General features: G+C 63.2%; 8 protein-coding genes. 2 read left to right on the top strand and 6 right to left on the bottom strand.

All coding sequences use genetic code 11. The features are described 5' to 3' along the window. Positions 1–38: 38 nt before the first annotated feature. On the top strand, positions 39–1,655 hold the full coding sequence (rtcR, locus tag QM782_RS07980) for an RNA repair transcriptional activator RtcR (RefSeq protein ID WP_415202380.1): 1,617 nt from the start codon (positions 39–41) through the stop codon (positions 1,653–1,655). 284 nt (positions 1,656–1,939) lie between these two features. Here the strand turns inward: rtcR and QM782_RS07985 are convergent, their stop codons facing one another. From QM782_RS07985 to QM782_RS08000, 4 genes are all read right to left on the bottom strand, one after another. Beyond that, positions 1,940–4,369, bottom strand: a complete 2,430-nt coding sequence (locus QM782_RS07985; protein ID WP_415202381.1) for a hypothetical protein — start codon at positions 4,367–4,369, stop codon at positions 1,940–1,942. A 4-nt stretch (positions 4,370–4,373) separates the two neighbouring features. Beyond that, positions 4,374–5,435, bottom strand: a complete 1,062-nt coding sequence (locus QM782_RS07990; RefSeq protein WP_415202382.1) for a PIN domain-containing protein — start codon at positions 5,433–5,435, stop codon at positions 4,374–4,376. Positions 5,436–5,989: 554 nt separating this feature from the next. Further along, positions 5,990–6,694 (bottom strand): phosphatase PAP2 family protein, encoded by a 705-nt coding sequence (locus QM782_RS07995; RefSeq protein WP_415202383.1) that lies wholly within the window; start codon positions 6,692–6,694, stop codon positions 5,990–5,992. Between the two features lie 477 nt (positions 6,695–7,171). Continuing rightward, on the bottom strand, positions 7,172–8,575 hold the full coding sequence (locus tag QM782_RS08000) for a hypothetical protein (protein ID WP_415202384.1): 1,404 nt from the start codon (positions 8,573–8,575) through the stop codon (positions 7,172–7,174). Positions 8,576–8,695: 120 nt separating this feature from the next. Between QM782_RS08000 and QM782_RS08005 the strand changes: the two genes are divergently transcribed. Next, positions 8,696–9,679 (top strand): IS5 family transposase, encoded by a 984-nt coding sequence (locus QM782_RS08005; RefSeq protein ID WP_415202385.1) that lies wholly within the window; start codon positions 8,696–8,698, stop codon positions 9,677–9,679. 211 nt (positions 9,680–9,890) lie between these two features. Here the strand turns inward: QM782_RS08005 and gyrB are convergent, their stop codons facing one another. Beyond that, entirely contained in the window at positions 9,891–12,476 is a 2,586-nt protein-coding gene (gene gyrB / locus QM782_RS08010; RefSeq protein ID WP_415202386.1) for a DNA topoisomerase (ATP-hydrolyzing) subunit B, read from the bottom strand. Between the two features lie 86 nt (positions 12,477–12,562). Then, complete coding sequence (dnaN, locus tag QM782_RS08015; RefSeq protein ID WP_415202387.1) at positions 12,563–13,681, bottom strand: DNA polymerase III subunit beta; 1,119 nt, start codon at positions 13,679–13,681, stop codon at positions 12,563–12,565. Positions 13,682–13,763 lie beyond the last annotated feature (82 nt).

Here is a 13,763-nt window from a genome sequence, read left to right on the forward strand (position 1 = left end):
GAAACTAGAATTTCCGCTAGCCAACTATCCAAACAGATATGACCCGCAAGAACGTCGTCATCGGTTTCCTGGGCTCCCAGCTGGACGCCGGCCAGGGCGCGGGCCGCTGGGAGAAGTGGCGGCCGACCATCTCGCTGGTCCAGCACGAGGACACGCTGATCGACCGGCTGGAACTGTTCCACGCGCGCAAGCACGAGGCGCTGGCCCAGGTCCTGGCGCGGGACATCGCCAACGTCTCGCCCGACACGGCGGTGAACCTGGTGCCCATGGAAGTCGCCGACCCCTGGGACTTCGGCGAGATGTACGCGGCCCTCTACGACTGGGCGCGCAGCTACCGCTTCGACCCCGCCCGCGAGCAGTACTGGACGCACATCACCACCGGCACCCACGTGGCGCAGATCTGCCTGTTCCTGCTGGTGGAGGCGCGCTTCATCCCCGGCGTGCTACTGCAGACCTCGCCGCCGAAGAAACAGGCGCGCGGCAACCCGGGCAGCTACACGCTGATCGACCTCGACCTCTCGCGCTACGACGTGCTGGCCCGGCGCTTCGGGCAGGCCCGCGCGGACGCGCTGGAGTTCCTGAAGAGCGGCATCCCGACCCGCAACCCGCGCTTCAACGCGCTGATCGAGGAGATCGAGCGCGTCGCGGTGCGCTCGCGCGCCCCCGTGCTCCTGACCGGCCCCACCGGCGCCGGCAAGTCGCACCTGGCGCGGCGGATGTTCGAGCTCAAGAAATCGCGCCACCAGGTGCAGGGCGACTTCGTCGAGGTCAACTGCGCCACGCTGCGCGGCGACGGCGCGGCCTCCACCCTGTTCGGCCACAAGAAAGGCGCCTTCACCGGCGCGGCGGCCGACCGGGCCGGCCTGCTGCGCACGGCGCACCAGGGCGTGCTGTTCCTCGACGAGATCGGCGAGCTGGGCCTGGACGAGCAGGCCATGCTGCTCAAGGCCGTGGAGGAAAAGCGCTTCCTGCCGATGGGCAGCGACCGCGAGGTCAGCAGCGACTTCCAGCTGATCGCCGGCACCCACCGCGACCTGCGGATCGACGTGGCGCAGGGCCGCTTCCGCGAAGACCTGTTCGCGCGCATCAACCTGTGGGCCTACACGCTGCCGGGCCTGGCGCAGCGGCCCGAGGACATCGAGCCCAACGTCGACCACCTGCTGGCGCGGGCCGCGGCGGAGTCCGGCCGCGCCATGCGCTTCAACGCCGAGGCCAAGGCGCGCTACCTGCAGTTCGCCCGGTCGACGGAAGCCCGCTGGAGCGGCAACTTCCGCGACCTCTCGGCCAGCATCACGCGCATGGCGACGCTGTCCGAAGGCGGCCGCATCTCGACGGACCTGGTCGACGCCGAGATCCAGCGGCTGCAGTGGCTGTGGCAGCCGGCCGGGGAGGCGGCGGAGGCGCAGGCGCGCGACACCGCCGCGCCAGACGTTCTGCTGCCGGCGGATGCCGCGGCCACACTGGACCTGTTCGACCGCCTGCAGCTCGAAGCCGTGGTCCGGGTTTGCCGGGAGTCGTCGACGCTCTCCGAAGCCGGCCGCCGGCTGTTCGACCGCTCGCGCACCCAGCGCGCGGTGGTCAATGATGCGGATCGGTTGCGGAAGTACTTGCTGAGGTTTGGGCTGAGCTGGGAGGCGGTGCGGCGGGGGGCTTAGTGCTGTGGGATTGGTCCGGTTTGACTGTGTGCTGGTGTGCGGTGGGTGCTTTGCCAAGCAACCGTCTATCTAGAAAGCGCTAGCCGGATCTGGGCTCTGCGGTCGAGGAGCGCGCGCTACATTGAAGGCTGCTACGCAGCGGGTGCGGTCTTCCGCTGCAAGTTGCCGGATCCACGCTCCGGGGCATGAAGCCGTCATTGGCATGCCTGTCTCTGCGCTGGCAGCGATGACCGTTGTCGAGAGTGAAGCAGCCGGCCAAGTGGCTTGGCGGCCGCTCGCCACTCCTACTCTTCGCCGTACTCAAACTTCCGAACGGCAATGGACTCGTCTGCGCGACGACGCTCACTCTCACTCATAGCCTGGAGCTCGTTAACGTACTTAGCAGAAAAAGTACGGACGCGTTCATCGGGATCCTGAAGCCAGTCAAGGACCTCGCTACGCTTCCTGTCGTAGGCCTCCGCCATCCCGTACTCGCCTGACACCACACCTGTGCTCATCAGCGCAATCTCTACCTCGTTGATGAGCGGGCTGCTCCGGGGCAACCGCTTGATGAGTTCCTTGGCAACAGGCTGGATGAAAGCCTCTCCGCCGTAGGCTCGCAGCACTCCAGCAACAAATTCAAGACCCTTTTCGCCGCCATCTCGAATGAGGCGAACAAGTTCTGCCTGGAAGCCCTCAGAGAACTGAGGAAAGATGGCCTGCAGCAGCTTTGCACCCCTGAACTCAAAGAGCGAATCATCGGCTGAGTAGCGGTCCAGAACCTCGGCGACAACCGCCTTTGGGTCCCTGGAAAGGCTGTCCTGTAGTGTGTGGAACTGGTACGGCAGCTCTTCGTAGTCGTAGCCCGCCTTTTCAGCAACTGCCGCGACAGCTACATTGGGGTCATAGAGTCGGTCGCACAGGTACTCAACAACCAAACTGGGCTCTCGCTCGGCAATAGCTGCCAGCACGTCCTCGGCCTGGTAGTCGATCTGTGGCAAGAGGCGCAGGTTCTTCAGCACCTCACGGCGCTCATCAGGAGAGAACTCGCCGACCATCTCCGTCGCCTCTTCCCTGTACCAAATCTCTCGAACCCAGCCCGCATCCCCAAGCTCGGTCAAGCGCGGCAAGGCACGCAGGAAGAGCTTCTTCAGATCCGCCTTCCAGGCTCCCGAATCGGACCTACCGACGGCCACCGTTGCAACTTGGCGGATAACGAAAACGTCGCGAAGGCGAGTCGCCTTTTCGAGAATCTTCTCGAGGATTTCGAAGTCGACATCCTTGGTCGACAGGAAGACCTTTGCGCAGGCGCTCAGGAATGAAGTCTCCTTCTCCGAAGCCTCGTCTATCCACTTTGTCATCAGAGGGAGGAGCTGCGCCCTCTTGTCTCCGTCCCAGACACCCCGAAGCAAAGGTATGAGGAACTGAGACAGTGCTTCGGCGTGCTCGGTGAGCAGTTCAAGGCCGAAGTCGGGGTACGACGCCGCAACCTCGGCCAGGAACTCATAGAAGACGGGAAAAGTGGCCAGGTCGTTGGACTCGGTCTGAGAGAACCTCAAGATTCGAGCGCGCCACACATCAAAGCCATCAGCTGGAACCTGTGCGGCCAGAATCTTGGACTGTCTAGCTCTAGATTCCTGAGAACCAAGCGTGAAGGACTCGTCTCTATGCTCCTTCGCCCAATCGCCAAATATCCCTTCGAAGCCAACGAGCGTCTTGTAGACGCTGTACTCTGCGTTAGCGTCGATGATTGCCTTAACCTCAAGCGCAGTCGCCTTCACCTCCACCGATGCAGTGTGGTAGTGAATCCAGTAGCTGTCATGCTCGACCTTCTGAATGATCTGCAGATCGTCTTCCTCTTTGGCGACATCGCCAAAGAACCCCAGGACCTCCTGAGCGTTCACGGAAATCATCTCTGCAAAATCTTTGTCGAAAGCCCCCCTGCCATCACCTCGGGCTGCTGTATTCATCGCTCTGATGACAGACAGCTTCTGCGACTTGCTTTCAACGAGCCGGTAGAGCTTCTTCACCAGAGAAATGCTTCGTGTGCGGACCTCGACTACACCCTTGTGAGCAGGAGCTACTGCTTGAGACAACGTCACGCCGGTAGACGACCACTTCGTCGATTCCATGGATGTCGACAGAAGGCCCTCTAAGAGCGTCAGCACGCCACGCAAGTATTGTCTCAGGTAGTCGTCACACTTGTTCTCCAGGGTCTCAATGACTAGAAATTGAGGCCGTGAGCCGATACCTTTGGCTGCCCCGTCGCCGAAGTACACGGAGATGTTGTACTTGGCCAGGCCCGTCAGGTCTGAGAGCGCAGCTTTGCGCACCGATTCTTCATCATGCCTCGATGCCCACAGCAGGCTGTCCACAACAGTTGGTGTCTCCAGGTATCGCAAGGCGTTGAGCAAGTCGATGGCTTTGGTCATCAACCTATGAGCGTTGCGATATTGGGATAGCGCCTCCAGCTGTGCCCCATGCTCATCTGAATTCACCAACGCCCGGCTCTCAACCGTGCGCAGGAAGCCGTCCGCGGCGACTACGACTTCCTTGCTGTGCCGAAATCCCACCGTGAGCAGCACATCAAGACTGAACTCAAGAGCTTCGTAGTCGACGCCGTCTACGAGGCTGGCAATTGCCTGCTCGCATGCGCGCTTGATCGCCTCATCGGCAGCAGGGGTAGTCGATCGAGCCAAGCGCTCAAGGACTTTTATGCGGGTAGAGGACTCCACCACTTCAGCCTCCGAAGCCCGTGAGCTCAATCATTTCAGCCTCAGCCTGCTGCACAGCCTTCTCCAGCAGCTCGCCCTTGACGGCCAAGTAGTTGTGCCCGGTGTCCCGTATCAGGCCGGCCAACGCCAAGCGTTCCAGCGCGTTGCGCGCCGCGTCTGCGGTGGCGCCAGACTGCACGAGCAGGTCGATGGCTTGCTGCTTACCTGCCCGGTCCAAAAAACCGACGAACCCAAGGGCCTTGATGTCCAGAAGGGTCAGGTGCCTCGTATGAGCTGTCAGCAAAGCCTCCAGCTCGCCGGGCTGGACCTCCGGCTGCGGCACCACCACGGCAGCCGGCACCTGCAGAACTGGTGCGGCGCGCTCATTTCTCATGTACGCCTGGACTATGGGATGGTCTCCCATCAACACGTCAGCAGTGCGCATGGAAGCCAGGTCTGCAAATCGAGTCTTCAGTGCATCGACGACTGGCGACACGCCATTCGCCTCGGTAGTTCTGAACGCAGTCAGCTTCAGCCCCTTGGCCACGGCCTCCTTGGCAAGGCTGGGGGCGAGCACACCATTTTCGAAGAAGCCAACCTCATCGCGAGTCACAAACATCACTTCGGAACCCGGGGGCAGCGTCAGAACGCTCTCCCAGATGAGGCAATCCTTGTAACCGTGGTCGGACTTCGACGTCGGCCGCCTACCCTCCATGGAGCGGTCGGACGCGGCGAGCTTGAGTGCATCCGTCATGGATACGACATGGATGACGTCCTCAAGCTGATCCAATATCTCACGGGCCTGAGCGTCTCCAAACTGCAACTTTGGCAGCAACCCGAATAGGTCGAATCCGCAAAGCGTTTTCAACCTATCGACCTCTTTCACCATCTTCTGCAAAGCTTCGTCGCCAGCGATGGTGAACTGCTTGATGTACTCGATGCGCAGGATATCGGGCACCAAGAGCTTTGCCTTCTTGGCGCGGAGCATGTCAATGAGAAGCGGCCCACCCTTCTTGCGAAAAAGGTGGGCATCGCGCGCGCCCACATTGGTGTCGCACAAGACAAAAAGTTGCCCGTCGTCTGCCATAGCCATCCAGCTGGAAACTGTCCTAGATTGTAGGTGGCGGCCACCTGCGTCAGCTTCCTGCGATAGCCAAGGCCGGCACCGGCGGCCGGTTGCAACGTGCTAGGCAGTGGGCCGGCTGGAGCGCCCATACTGTGGCATCCGGTCAGGCCAAACCTTAGTTCAGGCAGGGGCGCAGCGGTGGCCACCACCCCAATGCGAGGTAAGGAATGACGAACCTTAGTGCCATCAGGCGCACGGTATGGCCGAGACGCTGCAGTGGCCAGGTGGCCGATGACGAACGGCCGCTGATGATTGCAGCGGTCGCTCAGCCTGTCGGTGCGAATGACTCTGACCAGCCTGAAGCGGCCACACAACAAGCGACGCGAGAGAAGCCATGCAGGCCCAACTGTAGGTGATGGTGAAACCGCCGCTCAATCACCACAAGTACCGGCAGGAGGAGCCGGCGGAGACAGTGTTGAGACCGGCGAAATCATTGTCGGCAGTGGTATTGGCCGCTTCTCTTTCCGCGATGCCGATGCCATCGAGCGTAAGCCGACCGAAGCGGCACCAGAAATTCAGGTCTCTGCCGCCCGCCGGACTCTTCCGCCCAAATGCCCCATGGCAATCTCCAGCAGCGCAGCCCAGGCCAGTCCGATCAGGATGCCAGCGACGACGTCGCTGAAGTAATGGACGCCCAGGTAGATGCGGCTGAACCCGACCAGGCCGACCACGGCCGAGAAGAACACCCACATGGCGGACCGCGACGAGACGCCGCGCAACTGCCTGGCGACGAGGACCGCGCAGGTGAAATAGATGGCGGCCGCGCCCAGCGAGTGGCCGCTGGGGTAGGAAAACCCATGCGCGTCCACGAGCCGCAGCGCGACGTCGGGCCGCGACCGCTCAAACCCGGACTTGAGGGCGCCCGTCAGGCACGTGGCGCCCACGGCGGCCAGCAGCGCATGCAGGGCCAGCAGCCGTTTTCCATCGAGCAGGAAGAAGGCGCAAAACAGCACGGTCACGATCGACAGGACGGAACCCGAGCCCAGGGCCGTGAGATCGACGGCGATCCGATTGAAGGACCGCGTGCGGTGCTCGACGACGAAGGCGAGCAACCGCTGGTCGATGGTGCCGATCCACTCCTGCCCGCCCGCCAGGGCTTCGCGGACTTCGGAGGTGAGCAGGGCAAAGCCCGCGACGAGAAGGCACACCAGCAACCAGGCGAACCGATTGCCTTCGCCGAACAGCGGGGCCCGTTTCTCGATGGACCGGGCCGGGCCCATGGACGTTCCTGCCATCACCGGGCCACAAGGAAGAGGGTACCTGGGCCGTGCGCCGGACGGGCGTGGACGCCCCCCCCCCAGCGCGGGCGCCGTTTCATCGGCCGTGCCGCACGCGCCCGTGGCCGAACGGCCGGGCCAGGCCGCGCAGCCTGTGTCGGCCGCGACCCTTGGAAAACCGGAGAAGCAGGCGGCAGCCAGAGGAGCAGGCCCACCGGGGCCGCCCCTGCGAAACGTGATCGACATGAGAGGCCAGCTTCTGCCTCTTTGCTTAAGGCCTCCTTAACCGCGCGGCAGGCTGCCAGCGGTTGGGCGCTCGTCTCCACAACGCCGAGCCCAGGGTCTCGGGCGCTACCCGGCGCTCCGTTGTAGGGCGACCTATAAAGTGCAGAACCTCTATTTCATGCATCAACGGCTTACAGCCGGCTGGCAGCCATAAGGTGATAAATACGCGCGCATGAAGCGTGAAACCGCACAACCTCAGAACAAAGCATTGTTGATGTCCCTGACCGTATTGAGACCACCACGATAGTCACCTCCGGTCTTCGGGAATGAGAACGTATAACGCGAGTCTCCCTGGAAAATCGCCTTCCAGTGCTTGCCATCTTCGGAAAGCTCAAAGCCAAGCCGAGTCAGGGCAGTCCGTGTTTTGGCATCCATGCTGCGGTAGTCCCTCAGAAGAGCTTTGATTTCTTCGCTCATTGCCTCGGCCCGTCCGCCAGGGACATTTGTATTCAACAGATCGCTGAGAACATGTTCCCGCCTGCTGTTTTTCACCACTCGCCCTACCGCATCCTGTAGTGCCGAAATAATTATGTCGCGCACTTCGCCTTGGTAGAGATCCTGCTCTTCACCGAGCTCAATTAGGCCACCCTGTGCCGCTTGCTCGATGCTGCTCAAACGGCGTATCTCCGAGTTGAGACGCGCAATCTCCTGATCGCGTTCGATGACGACCTGTTGTTTCGCAGCAATCTCATCGTCGAACGCCGAGACGTATTGATTCAGCTCGGTCGAACCGTCGGCTTTAAGTTGCTCGTAGCGACTCTTTGCCACAGCCTCTTTAAGATGAGCCCAGGTGCAGTTGGATCGCTGTCGTCTGTTCGAGAGTGCTACTCGGATATCCTTAGCAATCTTGATGGCAAGCGCCTTACCTGCTCTGGCGCTCTCTTCCCCGAAGTAGGATATTCTCTTTTCCGAATTCGGCCAGTAAACACCGATTGCGCCCCCGAAGACGTTTCGAGACCTGGTTAGTCGTTTGACAATATGCGAAAATGCGCGGTTCGGTTCGACAATGACATGTGCCAAGCCACCAACAAATCGAGCCAGCTCGGCAGGGTCCACAAGATATTGATCCCCAAAACCTGCGCTTACGTACACAATCGGCAGAGAGTTGTGAGCAGTTCCTAGGATCAATTTAGCGGCTGCTGACTCTTCTCCAGCAGAGAGTCGGAAGGGTTGGTCGGTAACTGGAATCTCCCCATCGTTACCACCGCCGAGTTCTGAGAGAGCCTGTTTAATGAAGTATGGTTTCTTTGGTGGTGGCAGCCGTGCGAGAGTTGAAAGTGCCTCACAAACCACCTCCATGCGGAGGATGTGCTTCCCGCTCGACTTCAACGAGACGATGGTCGTGGTCCATGCCAGAGACTCTTCGGAGCGTTCATAGCGAAGCCCTCCAACCTCCCCATCCAACGTTGGCGAATGAGCAAGAGTCACTTGCTCCGCGCCCACGCTTACCGATTGCTCCCCGCTGTGAGGGAGGCCGATCAAGGCGTCATGCTCGAAAGCGGAATGGGGGCTACCAGTGATCCACTGGCACGCAAGGCGGATAACGTCGTGAGTGGAGCGCTGGGGATCAATCGGAAACTCTGCCGCAAAGCTTGCCATTTCTCTTCCTAAGAACTCTCAGAGCAACCCACTGGTACAGCCAGCTTGAAGCTAGGGAGGCGCTGATTTATCCGTGCTGACCGCGATGCGAGATTGACACCACGAAGGCAGCATCAGGGTATGAACCAACGCAGCTTTGCCAGCGCCGAGTACGCCTTGAAGAAGAAGCGCACGAGGCGAGAGAGGTTTCTCGACGAGATGGAGCGCCTCGTGCCTTGGGCCCGTCTGGAAGCAGCCATTGCGCGTTCGTACCCGCGCGGCGGCCGGGTAGGCCGCCCGCCCATCGGCGTGGCCAAGATGCTGCGCATGTACTGCTTGCAGCAGTGGTATGGCCTGGCCGACGAGGCGCTGGAGGACACGCTGTACGACAGCCAGTCCATGCGCGACTTCGTGGGCATCGACCTGTCGCGCGAGTCGGTGCCCGACGCCACGACGCTGCTGAAGTTCCGACGCCTGCTGCTGGCCAACGACCTGACAAGGACGCTTTTCGACGAGATCAACGCCCACCTGGGCGAGCAAGGCTTGCTGATGCGCGCGGGCACCATCGTGGACGCCACCATCATCGCCGCGCCCAGTTCGACGAAGAACGCCAAGGGTGAGCGCGACCCGCAGATGCACCAGACGAAGAAGGGCAACCAGTGGCACTTCGGTATGAAAGCGCACATCGGGGTGGATGCCGAGTCGGGCTTGGTGCACACGGTCATCGCCACGGCAGCCAACGTCAACGACGTGACGCAGGCCGGAGCACTGCTGCACGGGCAAGAGGCCTCGGCCTTCGGTGACGCCGGCTACCGCGGCGTGGACAAGCGGCCCGAGGCCAAAGGGCCGGTCTGGTTCGTTGCCATGCAGCCCGGCAAGCGCCGGGCGCTGGAACTGAAGAGGAAGTGGGCGCGGTTGCTGGAGCAGGCCGAGCAACTGAAGGCCAGCGTGCGCGCCAAGGTCGAGCACCCGTTCCATGTGATGAAGAACCTGTTCGGCCATCGCAAGGTTCGCTACAAGGGGCTGGCCAAGAACCAGGGGCAGCTGTTCACGCTGTTCGGCTTGGCTAATCTGGTGATTGCCAAGCGATCGTTGTTGGACATCCAAGCCCGAGGTGCGTCTTGATCGAGCAAATCGGCCTGGAAAGGGCCGCAAACGAGCGCGCGGCGCTGCTCGTCAGGCTCGAATCGGCCGGGTTCTCACGCCCGCATCTCCTGACATACGAGTTAGCCGCTCATGTTGGGCATTGTTCAGCGCTTCCCTAGGGTGAGTAAGCCCCACGGATCGCTATCCTTATGGGCCTCCGTTTCGCGTCTTATGCCTCGCTCTACATCCGTCAGACGTCGATATTCCCCGCCCGCAGCGCATTCGTCTCGATGAAGTCCCGCCGCGGCTCCACCTCGTCGCCCATCAGCATGGTGAACACCCGGTCGGCCTCGATCGCGTCGTCGATCTGCACCTTCAGCAGGCGCCGCACCTCGGGGTCCATCGTGGTTTCCCACAGCTGCTCGGGGTTCATCTCGCCCAGGCCCTTGTAGCGCTGGCGGCTGGTGGTGCGCTCGGCCTCGGAGATCAGCCAGCGCATGGCCTGGCGAAAGTCGGCGACGCGCTCTTCCTTCTGCCGCTCGCCCTCGCCGCGCATGACGCGGGCGCCATCGCTCAGCAGGCCGCGGAAGGTCTCGGCGGCTTCGGCCAGCGCGGCGTAGTCGGCGCCGTGCACGAAGTCCTGCGTGATCACGCTGCTCTTGACGTTGCCGTGGTGGCGGCGGCTGATGCGCAGCACGGGCTTGTCGGTGCGCACGTCGAATTCGCCGGCGACCTCGGCGCCGCTGCCCAGCAGGCGCAGGCGCTGCTGCAGCGCCACGGCGGACTGCTCGGCCTCGGCCACGGTGTCCAGGTCCAGCGCGACGCCGTCGGCGATGGCGCGCAGCGCCTCGGCGTCCATGAAGGCGGACAGGCGGCCGATCACGGATTCGGCCATCTGGTGCTTGCGCGCCAGCTCGGCCAGCGTGTCGCCGGCGATCGTGGTGCCGTGCTCGCCGCCGGTGTGCACGGCGGCGTTGACCAGCGCGATGCGCAGCAGGAAGGCGTCCAGCGCGGCGGCGTCCTTCAGGTACAGCTCTTCCTTGCCGGACTTGACCTTGTACAGCGGCGGCTGCGCGATGTAGACGTGGCCGCGCTCGACCAGCTCGGGCATCTGGCGGTAGAAGAAGGTCAGCAGCAGGGTGCGGATGTGGGCGCCGTCGACGTCGGCGTCGGTCATGATGATGATGCGGTGGTAGCGCAGCTTGGCGGCGTCGAAGTCGTCGGCGCCGTTGCTGCCGCCGGCCTTGCCGATGCCGGTGCCCAGCGCGGTGATCAGCGTGACGATCTCGTTGCTGGTCAGCAGCTTCTCGTAGCGCGCCTTCTCCACGTTCAGGATCTTGCCGCGCAGCGGCAGGATCGCCTGGAACTTGCGGTCGCGGCCCTGCTTGGCGCTGCCGCCGGCGGAGTCGCCCTCGACGATGTAGATCTCGCACAGCGCCGGGTCCTTCTCCTGGCAGTCGGCGAGCTTGCCGGGCAGGCCCATGCCGTCGAGCACGCCCTTGCGGCGCGTCATCTCGCGGGCCTTGCGCGCGGCCTCGCGCGCGCGGGCGGCCTCGACGATCTTGCCGCAGATGGTCTTGGCGTCGTTCGGGCGCTCCTGCAGGTAGTCGGACAACAGGCGGCCGACGATGTCTTCCACCGGGGCGCGCACTTCGCTGGAGACGAGCTTGTCCTTGGTCTGGCTGCTGAACTTGGGCTCGGGCACCTTGACGGAGAGCACGCAGGTCAGGCCTTCGCGCATGTCGTCGCCGCTGATCTCGACCTTGGCCTTCTTGGCCAGTTCGTTCTCCTCGATGTACTTGTTGATCACACGCGTCATCGCCGCGCGCAGGCCGGTGAGGTGAGTACCGCCGTCGCGCTGCGGGATGTTGTTGGTGAAGCACAGCACCTGCTCGTTGTAGCCGCTGTTCCACTGCATGGCGACTTCCACGCCGATCTGCGTGCCGGCGATGCCGCCGTAGGTCTCGGCCGCGCGCTCGCCCGACGCGTAGAACACGTTGGGGTGCAGCACGGTCTTGCCCTTGTTGATGAAGTCCACGAAGCCCTTGACGCCGCCGGCGCCGGAGAAGTCGTCTTCCTTGCCGGTGCGCTCGTCCTTGAGCTTGATGTTCACGCCGTTGTTCAGGAAGGAGAGCTCGCGCAGCCGCTTGGACAGGATCTCGTAGTGGAAGTCGCTGTTCTCCTTGAAGATCTCCACGTCGGGCAGGAAGTGCACCTCGGTGCCGCGCTTCTCGGTGTCGCCGAGGATCTTCATGGGCGAGACCTCGGCGCCGTTGGCGGTCTCGACGATGCGGTTCTGCACCACGCCGCGCGAGAACTCCAGCGCGTGGGTCTTGCCGTCGCGCCGCACGGTCAGGCGCAGCCACTTGCTGAGCGCGTTCACGCAGGAGACGCCGACGCCGTGCAGGCCGCCGGAGACCTTGTAGCTGTTCTGGTTGAACTTGCCGCCGGCGTGCAGCTCGGTCAGCGCGATCTCGGCGGCCGAGCGCTTGGGCTCGTGCTTGTCGTCCATCTTCACGCCGGTGGGGATGCCGCGGCCGTTGTCGACGACGCTGATGGAGTTGTCGGTGTGGATGGTGACGAGGATCTCGTCGCAGTAGCCGGCCAGGGCCTCGTCGATGGAGTTGTCCACGACCTCGAACACCAGGTGGTGCAGGCCGGTGCCGTCGCTGGTGTCGCCGATGTACATGCCGGGGCGCTTGCGCACGGCCTCCAGGCCTTCGAGGATCTGGATGGCGCCTTCGCCATAGCCTTCGCTGGCGTTGGCCGCGGCGGTGCGGGGCGTCTGCGCGCCGTCGTTGGCGTTCGGCGGAACGGGCAGGCTTTCGTCGGTCATGGCGTACTTTCGTCAAACTCGGAAACGGCGAACCCGCGCGGCGGGCGCGGGTCGCGGCAGGCGGCGCGGGCGCCGCGCTGGCAGGGTCAGATGCGCATCGGCATCACGACGTACTTGAAGCTGTTGTTCTCGGGGATGGTGATCAGGGCCGAGCTGTTGCCGTCGGACAGCTCGATCTTGACCATGTCCTGCTGCATGTTGGCCAGCGCGTCGATCAGGTAGGTGACGTTGAAGCCGATCTCGATGCTGTCGCCGCCGTAGTCGATGTCCAGCTCGTCCTGGGCCTCTTCCTGCTCGGCGTTGCTGGAGGCCACGCGCAGGCTGCCGGGGTCCAGGTTCAGGCGCACGCCCTTGAATTTCTCGCTGGTCAGGATGGCGGTGCGCTGCAGGCTGGCCAGCAGGGCCTGGCGGCCCAGCGTGACGGCGTTCTTGTGGTTCTTGGGGATCACGCGGTTGTAGTCGGGGAACTTGCCCTCGACCAGCTTGGTGACGAACTCCATGCCGCCGAAGCGAAAGCGCGCCTGGTTGTTGGCGAACTGCAGCTCGATCATGGGCTGCTCCTCGCCGCCGGCGTCGGACAGCAGGCGCTGCAACTCCAGCACGGTCTTGCGCGGCAGGATCACTTCCTGGCGGGGCACTTCCACGTCCAGCGTGGCGCTGGCGAACGCCAGGCGGTGGCCGTCGGTGGCGACCAGGCTCAGCTGCTTGCCCTCGGCCACGAACAGGATGCCGTTCAGGTAGTAGCGGATGTCGTGCACGGCCATGGCGAAGGCGACCTGGCCGAGCAGCTCCTTCAGCGTCTTCTGCGGCACGCTGAAGGCGGGGCCGAAGTCGGCGGACTCCTGCACCAGCGGGAAGTCCTCGGCCGGCAGCGTCTGCAGCGTGAAGCGGCTCTTGCCGCCCTTGAGGATCAGCTTGTTCTGGCTGGATTCGAGCGAGACGGTCTGGTCCGCCGGCATGGTGCGCAGGATGTCGATCAGCTTGCGCGCGCCCACGGTGGTCGTGAAGCCGCCCTCGTCGCCGCCCAGCTCGGCCGTGGTGCGGATCTGGATCTCCAGGTCGCTGGTCGTGAACTGCACGCTGCCGCCGGCCTTGCGCAGCATCACGTTGGCCAGGATCGGCAGCGTGTGCCGGCGCTCGACGATGCCCGACACCGACTGCAGAACCGACAGCACGGTGCTCTGGGGAGCCTTCAGGACGATCATGTCAACCTCTTCTCGATGGTTCTTGTGCGGAACGGATGCAAAAGTGTTGCATTCTCGCCCAATCGGATGACCGCCCCGTGCG

This window comes from Pseudorhodoferax sp. (genome assembly GCF_047601025.1).
GTDB lineage: Bacteria > Pseudomonadota > Gammaproteobacteria > Burkholderiales > Burkholderiaceae_C > Pseudorhodoferax.

What these genes read in the sequence shown, in the direction of transcription:
- rtcR (WP_415202380.1), top strand. Translation starts at nt 39, where the DNA reads ATGACCCGCAAGAACGTCGTCATCGGTTTCCTGGGCTCCCAGCTGGAC.
- QM782_RS07990 (WP_415202382.1), bottom strand. Translation starts at nt 5,435, where the DNA reads ATGGCAGACGACGGGCAACTTTTTGTCTTGTGCGACACCAATGTGGGC.
- QM782_RS07995 (WP_415202383.1), bottom strand. Translation starts at nt 6,694, where the DNA reads ATGGGCCCGGCCCGGTCCATCGAGAAACGGGCCCCGCTGTTCGGCGAA.
- QM782_RS08000 (WP_415202384.1), bottom strand. Translation starts at nt 8,575, where the DNA reads ATGGCAAGCTTTGCGGCAGAGTTTCCGATTGATCCCCAGCGCTCCACT.
- QM782_RS08005 (WP_415202385.1), top strand. Translation starts at nt 8,696, where the DNA reads ATGAACCAACGCAGCTTTGCCAGCGCCGAGTACGCCTTGAAGAAGAAG.
- gyrB (WP_415202386.1), bottom strand. Translation starts at nt 12,476, where the DNA reads ATGACCGACGAAAGCCTGCCCGTTCCGCCGAACGCCAACGACGGCGCG.
- dnaN (WP_415202387.1), bottom strand. Translation starts at nt 13,681, where the DNA reads ATGATCGTCCTGAAGGCTCCCCAGAGCACCGTGCTGTCGGTTCTGCAG.